The following is a 2,171-nucleotide window of genomic DNA, read 5'->3' on the forward strand; positions in this document are numbered from 1 at the left end:
ATGACGCGGGCTGTCTGAATGCCCGCGGTGCCTGGGCGTCCATCGCGAGCAAGCTGGCTCCTACAGGGTGGTCGCCCGGCCAAATTGCAGGTTAGACTCCGTGGTCCTGCCCAACCCGCTCAGTGATGCTTTCCGATGCTTGAACAGTACGTCAAAAAGATCCTCACCTCGCGCGTTTATGACGTTGCCGTAGAAACCCCATTGCAGACTGCCCGTCAGCTCTCCGAGCGGCTGGGCAATGAGATTTGGCTCAAGCGTGAAGACTTGCAGCCGGTGTTCTCCTTCAAGATTCGCGGCGCGTACAACAAGCTCACGCAGTTGAGCGACGAAGAGCGCGCCCGTGGCGTGGTCACCGCTTCGGCGGGCAACCATGCCCAGGGCCTGGCCCTGGCGGCCAAGGTGCTGGGTGTGAAGGCGACCATCGTCATGCCCAAGACCACCCCCGAGATCAAGGTCGAAGGCGTGCGTTCGCGCGGCGGCAAAGTGGTGCTGCACGGCGACTCGTTTCCCGAAGCCCTGGCCTACTCGCTCAAACTGGTCGACGAAAAAGGCTACGTCTACATTCACCCCTATGACGATCCCCACACCATTGCCGGGCAGGGCACGGTGGCCATGGAGATTCTGCGTCAGCACCCGGGGCGTCTGGATGCGATTTTCGTCCCGGTGGGCGGCGGCGGCCTGATCGCCGGCATCGCGGCGTACGTCAAATACCTGCGCCCGGACATCAAGATCATTGGCGTCGAGCCGGACGACTCCAATTGCCTGCAGGCCGCCATGGCCGCGGGCGAGCGCGTGGTCCTACCGACCGTGGGCATCTTCGCCGACGGCGTGGCGGTGGCGCAGATCGGCCAGCACACTTTCGACATCTGCAAGGATCACGTCGATGAAGTGATCACCGTCAGCACCGACGAGATCTGCGCAGCCATCAAGGATATCTACGACGATACCCGCTCGATCACCGAACCTGCCGGCGCCCTGGGCGTGGCTGGGATCAAGAAGTATGTCGAGCAACGCGGCATCAACGGGCACACCTTGGTCGCTATCGACTCCGGCGCCAACGTCAATTTCGACCGCCTGCGCCATGTGGCCGAGCGCGCCGAACTGGGTGAAGGCCGCGAAGCCATCATCGCCGTGACGATCCCTGAGAAGCCGGGCAGCTTCAAGGCGTTCTGCGAGGCCATCGGCAAGCGCCAGATCACCGAATTCAACTATCGCTACAACACCGGCAGCGAAGCGCACATCTTCGTTGGTGTGCAGACCCATCCGGACACCGACCCGCGCAGCGCATTGATCGCCAGCCTCGGCGAGCAGGGTTTCCCGGTGGTCGACCTGACCGACAACGAACTGGCCAAGCTGCACATCCGGCACATGGTCGGCGGTCGCGCGGCGCACGTAGTGGACGAAGTGATCCTGCGCTTCGAATTCCCTGAGCGTCCGGGGGCCTTGTTCAACTTCCTTAATAAGCTGGGCGGACGCTGGAACATCTCGATGTTCCATTACCGCAACCATGGCGCGGCAGATGGCCGTGTGGTCGCGGGCCTGCAAGTGCCCCATGACGAGCGTCATCTGGTGCCGGCGGCGCTGGAAGAGATCGGCTACCCGTACTGGGACGAAAGCGACAATCCGGCGTATCAGCTGTTTCTTGGCTGAGCGGCTACGCTTGGGGGCAAGGCATAAGGAAATCGAACCATGGAAACGTTAACTGCCCTGAAAGCGGCGCATATGGCGGCCACGGTCATTCTGCTGCTGTGCGCGCTGGGCCTGGGCTTCTGGGTCTGGCGTACAAAACGCAACGGTGATGCCACGGCGCCAAGTCGTACCCTGCAACGTCCGCGGGTGTTCATCTGGCTGCTGATGGGGCTGGCGCTGCTGAGCATGCCCTTCACCGGCTGGTGGATGGTGCACCTGGTGGGCTGGCCGTTGGGGCAGACCTGGCTGCTGGCATCCAGCGTGCTCTACACCGTGGCGGCGCTGGCGTGGTTCTGGCTGCTGGTGCGGCTGAACAAGGCGCGCAAGACGCCGGGTGGGGTGGGGCGGTTCAGCTTTGCCTTGGCGTTGTTCAGTTTTGTCTGCTTTATCGCCATTGCCGGGTTGATGGGCGCCAAGCCGGTTTAAAGTCTGAAACCGTATCGAATTCTTCGCGGGCAAGCCTCGCTCCTACAGGGTTCATC

2 protein-coding genes are annotated in these 2,171 nt (G+C 62.6%); both read left to right on the forward strand.

Annotated elements, in window-relative coordinates; all coding sequences use genetic code 11:
* The first annotated feature begins 135 nt into the window (after positions 1–135).
* On the forward strand, positions 136–1,650 hold the full coding sequence (gene ilvA, locus ACW9JE_RS30345) for a threonine ammonia-lyase, biosynthetic (RefSeq protein WP_457434863.1): 1,515 nt from the start codon (positions 136–138) through the stop codon (positions 1,648–1,650).
* A gap of 39 nt (positions 1,651–1,689) precedes the next feature.
* Entirely contained in the window at positions 1,690–2,115 is a 426-nt protein-coding gene (locus ACW9JE_RS30350) for a DUF2269 domain-containing protein (RefSeq protein WP_457434864.1), read from the forward strand.
* Positions 2,116–2,171 lie beyond the last annotated feature (56 nt).

The sequence above is a fragment of the Pseudomonas sp. SDO55104_S430 genome (assembly GCF_054070595.1).